This is a genomic window from Aeromicrobium sp. CnD17-E (assembly GCF_024124745.1).
GTDB lineage: Bacteria > Actinomycetota > Actinomycetes > Propionibacteriales > Nocardioidaceae > Aeromicrobium.
In genome coordinates this window covers 1-4,048 of record NZ_JAMXRU010000169.1, presented here as the reverse complement: position 1 = coordinate 4,048, position 4,048 = coordinate 1, and the positions used below count along the sequence as shown (strand labels likewise).

At 72.8% G+C, this 4,048-nt stretch carries 6 protein-coding genes; all 6 read left to right on the top strand.

The genetic code is table 11. The features are described 5' to 3' along the window. Positions 1–319, top strand: a 319-nt coding sequence (locus NH339_RS17570; protein ID WP_253027291.1) for a hypothetical protein, incomplete at its 5' end; no start/stop codon positions are given. 147 nt (positions 320–466) lie between these two features. After that, the gene (locus NH339_RS17565; RefSeq protein WP_067860351.1) at positions 467–775 is read left to right on the top strand and encodes a WXG100 family type VII secretion target; all 309 of its coding nucleotides are present in this window, start codon (positions 467–469) and stop codon (positions 773–775) included. A 41-nt stretch (positions 776–816) separates the two neighbouring features. Continuing rightward, the gene (locus NH339_RS17560) at positions 817–1,116 is read left to right on the top strand and encodes a WXG100 family type VII secretion target (RefSeq protein ID WP_253027290.1); all 300 of its coding nucleotides are present in this window, start codon (positions 817–819) and stop codon (positions 1,114–1,116) included. After that, on the top strand, positions 1,116–1,679 hold the full coding sequence (locus tag NH339_RS17555) for a hypothetical protein (RefSeq protein WP_253027289.1): 564 nt from the start codon (positions 1,116–1,118) through the stop codon (positions 1,677–1,679). The genes NH339_RS17560 and NH339_RS17555 overlap by 1 nt, the downstream gene beginning before the upstream one ends. Beyond that, positions 1,676–2,935 carry a S8 family serine peptidase gene (locus NH339_RS17550; RefSeq protein WP_253027288.1) on the top strand — a complete coding sequence of 420 codons (1,260 nt, stop codon included), beginning with the start codon at positions 1,676–1,678 and terminating at the stop codon, positions 2,933–2,935. The genes NH339_RS17555 and NH339_RS17550 overlap by 4 nt, the downstream gene beginning before the upstream one ends. A gap of 3 nt (positions 2,936–2,938) precedes the next feature. Beyond that, positions 2,939–4,048: WXG100 family type VII secretion target (locus tag NH339_RS17545; RefSeq protein WP_374208358.1), on the top strand; the 1,110-nt coding region annotated here is incomplete at its 3' end.

Below are 4,048 nucleotides of genomic sequence, written 5' to 3'. Positions count from 1 at the left end.
GGTGCTGAGCGGTCGCACCCTGCGCGCCACGCAGGCGCGCCGCTGGCAGCGCACCACCGGCACCGCGCTCCTCCTGGCGACCGCCGCGTCGTTGCTGCTCGAGGTGGGCGACGACGCCCGCGTCGCCGGCGCGACCGTGGCCGTCCTGCTCGGGCTCGTCCTCGCGCTCGTGGCCCGCTCGGCCGGTCGGGGTTGGACCTCCGTCTGGTGGTCGCGCAGCGCCGAGATCGCCGAGGGCCTGGCGTTCGTCGCCGTCGTCGGCGCGTTTCCGCTGGTCAGCGGCCTGTTCGACTGGATGCGCGTCCTCACGTCGTCCTGACGGGCGGCGGCTCACGGCGGCCTGGCGGCGGCTCTCCCGTCCTCGAGAACGGGATAGTCAGAACTGACCAGATGTCCTAGTCTTGTCGTACCAGCATCGACGAGCCCGTGCCACGACCGTGCCCACGGGGAACCGGGAGGACGAACGATGAGCGAGCTCAGCCGCGAAGAAGGCGCGATCACCCGCGCCGCCGAGATGGTCCGCAGCGCCCACGGCGACCTGACCCGCGAGGTCAACTCCATGCCCCAGCGCCTCTCCACCAAGGGCGCCTGGGAAGGCGGCGGAGCCGCCGGGTTCACCAACCTCATCACCGTCTGGAACACCGAGACCGACAAGATCGTGCGCGCCCTCAACGACTTCGAGGCCAACCTCACCGGCGCCGACGTCACCTACACCCAGACCGACGACGTCCAGGTCGACACCTACTCCCAGATCTCCTCGCGCCTCGGCGGCTGAGACCACCCCACACCCACCCACCTGAGAGTCAGGAGCACCCCATGAGCAGCACCGGACGCCTCGCCGTCAACTTCGGCGGCCTCGACGGCATCTCCGGCGAGATCTCCGCCGCCGTCTCCGCCCTGCGCGGCCGACTCGACCGCCTCGAGTCCGAGCTCGCCCCCCTCAAGGCCGACTGGACCGGTGAGGCATCCGCCGCCTACCAGAGCGCCAAGGCCAAGTGGGACCAGGCCATCAACGACCTCAACGCCACCCTCGCCCAGACCGGCACCGCCGTCTCGGACTCCGCAGCCGACTACCGCCGCGCCGAGAACGCCAACCGCGCCTCCTTCGGCGGCTGATGGGCACGCCGGACGGGTCCGGCGGCGGCAGCGCCGTCGAGCTCGACATCGAGGGACTGCGCCAGGTCGGCAAGAACACCTCCGAGCTGGCTGCCGAGGCGCTCGCGGCGCAGCAGACCGTCGAGAGCACGAAGGGCGAGGCGTCCATGTACGGCCAGTACCCGGCCGCGCAGGCGCTCGCCCAGCACCACGACAGCGTGGCGACCGTCTTCGCGACGACGCTCGGCGCCCTCCAGCAGGAGATGGACGAGTTCGGTCTCGCGCTCACGACGGCGGCCGACAACTACGCCGACACCGACGACGGGGTGCAGGGCGCGATGGCCTCCATCGCGACCCGCTTCGCGGGAAGCGCCTCGTCGACGACAGACTCCTTCAACAACGCGCTCGCCGACCAGGGGACGGACCTCCTCGACCCCGACGCGGTGGACGTCGACCTCGACACCCTGGCCCAGAGCGACTCGGAGATCCTCCAGGACGTGGCCGCCGAGCTCGGCGGCGACACCGGCGCGACGGTCGACGAACAGATCGCCACCTCGAGCGGATCGGACACCGGCGACCTGTGAGACGTCTGGCGCGGGTCCTGGCAGCGTCGGCACTCCTGGTGCCGACGCTGCTGGCGCCTGCCCCGGCCACCGCGTCACTCGCCCGCTTCTCGGCGGACGACGCCTGGTGGTTCAAGGCCATGCACGTCGGCGAGGTTCACCAGAAGTACACCGGCAAGGGCGTCAAGATCGCCGTCATCGACGCATCGATCGACCTCTCCGTGCCCGAACTCCGCGGTGCCGACGTGCGGCTCGGGCCGTCGATCACCGGCAGGAAGTCGGTGTCCGTGCCCCGCGCCGGGGAGGCGAACCACGGCACCGCCATGACCGTGCTCATCGCCGGCCAGGGCAACGGCGGCGTGACCGGCGTCGCCCCCGATGCGCAGGTCACCTTCTACCAGGCGAACCGCGATCCCTACGAGGACAGCATCGGCACCCCTGCGGCCCTGATCAGCCAGGCCGCTCGCGACGGTGCCGACATCATCAGCATCTCGCTCGCCGGCGGCAGCACCGAGAACGACGCGGCCGTCGAGGACGCCATCGACGCCGGCGCCGTCGTCGTCGCCGGTGCCGGACGCGCGGGACGTCCCAGCGTCAGCTATCCCGCAGCGTCCCCCGGTGTCGTATCGGTGGGTGCTCTCAGCTCCGCCGTCGAGCCGTGGGCCGAGCAGCCCGGGCAGAGCGAGAACGCCACCGGCAGCCTCTCGATCGTCGCGCCGGGCGTCGAGGTGCCGGCCGGCGGCATGACCCCCGAGAAGCGCGGTGCCACGTGGGTGCCGGGCTACGCGCGCACGGGAACCTCGCCTGCGACGGCCATCACCGCCGGGGCGCTGGCGCTGGTCAAGCAGAAGTATCCCGACGCCACCGGCAACCAGCTGGTCCAGCACCTCATCCACACCACCGGACGCGCCGACGGCAAGCCGTTCTACGGCTGGCGTCGCGCTTGGGGCTTCGGCACCGTCGGGCTGCGCAACATGCTCGCGAAGGACCCCACCGGCTGGCCCGACGAGAATCCCCTCATGAAGGGTCCCGTCAACGCCGTCGAGACCTATCCGCTGTCCGTCTACCGCGACCCCGACGACCCGACGTCGCCCACCGAGACCACCCCGTCCGCAAGCCCGACGACCGCCGACAGCAGCCCGGCCGCTGCCGAGCCGAGCACCAGCGACTCCTCTTCCCCGGTCCCGTGGGCCGTGGGCGCGGCGGCGTTGCTGGTAGTCGTCACGGCCGGCGTGCTGGTGGCCCGTCGACGCACCCGATCCTCCGAGGAGGCCTGAACCATGGGACCGAACGAGAGCAAGCTGCGCCAGGTCGAGAGCGCCATCCCCGGCGCCCTCACCGGCAAGGCCATCGACTGGGACGCCGCCAAGACCAAGCTCGACGCACTCCGCACCGAGCTCACCACGGCGCAGCAGCGCGCCCGAGAGACCTGGACCGAGGGGTCCGACGCCGAGGCCGCCGACGCCGCGTTCACGCAGAAGCTGCAGACCCTCGAGACGATGCAGACCAAGCTCGAGCAGACCGCCGCAGGGATGCGCGCCGGTGCCGAGGCCCTCTCGACCGCGCGCTCGGACCTGCAGAACCTGCCCGAGATCTCCCCCGCCCCCGGTGCGAGCCCCACGAGGCCGGGTGCCGACGCGAGCGACGCGGACGTCGAGGCCTACAACACCGCCAAGAGCGAGCACGACAGCGCCGCCTCGAGCCACGCCACCTCGATGGAGCGACGCGAGAACGACGCCGCCGCTGCCCTCACGCGGCTCGACGCCGGCCTGGCCGCCGCCCAGAAGATGCTGGCGATCGCCGCCCCCCTCGACACCGACACCATCGACGCCTCAGGACCGAGCGGCCCGTCGTCGACACCGTCCCGTGGCGCCGGCCCCCTGTCGGGCACGCCGGTCGTGGGCGGCACGACCGCGGTCAGCGCGATGGCCTCGGCGGCGACGATCGGTCGTGGGCCGCGTGGCACCAACCCCACGCTCGTCTCCCCCGTCAAGAACGGCAGCACCGGCGACGGTGACGGCCGCGGCGACGGTGACGGCGACGGTCTGACCGACCTCGACACCGGGCTCACCGACGGCGGCTCGTCCCTCGGCCAGGCCGGCGGCATGGGTGCCGGCGGGATCGGCGGTGCCGCGGGAGCCGCGGGTCTGCTGGGTGCCGGCAAGGGCATCCTCGCCAAGGCCGCCGGTGCGGCCAAGGGTGCCGCGTCGTCCGCTGGCGGAGGATCGGGCCGCACTGCCGGCATGGCGAAGGGCTCCACGCTCGGGTCCTCCTCCTCGCAGTCGAACGCCCGCGTCGCGAACCCGGCCAGCCAGTCCAGCGCCCGCCCGTCGGCCTCCCAGGCCGGCCGCGCCGGCGCCCAGCCGTCACGCTCGGCCACGGGCACCGGC

What these genes read in the sequence shown, in the direction of transcription:
- NH339_RS17565 (WP_067860351.1), top strand. Translation starts at nt 467, where the DNA reads ATGAGCGAGCTCAGCCGCGAAGAAGGCGCGATCACCCGCGCCGCCGAG.
- NH339_RS17560 (WP_253027290.1), top strand. Translation starts at nt 817, where the DNA reads ATGAGCAGCACCGGACGCCTCGCCGTCAACTTCGGCGGCCTCGACGGC.
- NH339_RS17555 (WP_253027289.1), top strand. Translation starts at nt 1,116, where the DNA reads ATGGGCACGCCGGACGGGTCCGGCGGCGGCAGCGCCGTCGAGCTCGAC.